This is a genomic window from Virgibacillus sp. 7505 (genome assembly GCF_002272135.1).
GTDB lineage: Bacteria > Bacillota > Bacilli > Bacillales > Amphibacillaceae > Terribacillus.
This window is the reverse complement of the sequence record NZ_NPBF01000311.1, coordinates 1-236: the sequence shown is the minus strand read 5'-3', so window position 1 is coordinate 236 and position 236 is coordinate 1. Positions and strand designations below refer to the sequence as shown.

Genomic DNA, 236 nt, shown 5'->3' with positions numbered 1-236 from the left:
TGATTCACAAGAAGAGGAAATAGAAGCACTCATTGACGGCGAAGATACGATGCCTCGTCCGGTTGGTGGCGATGTCGGTCAGTTAAATGACTATTTTGAGGGCGCCCAGAAATACATGCAGTTTTTAAAACAAACGGTTGAGGGCGGTTTTGAAGGAATCCACGTCGCCATTGACTGTGCCAACGGTGCTGCCTCATCGCTAGCTACGCACGTACTGGCTGATCTGGACGCAGATA

1 pseudogene is annotated in these 236 nt (G+C 49.6%); it reads left to right on the top strand.

The annotated features are described in order from the left end of the window. Nucleotides 1–236: pseudogene (locus CHH91_RS19100) on the top strand (phosphoglucosamine mutase); the annotation flags it as partial.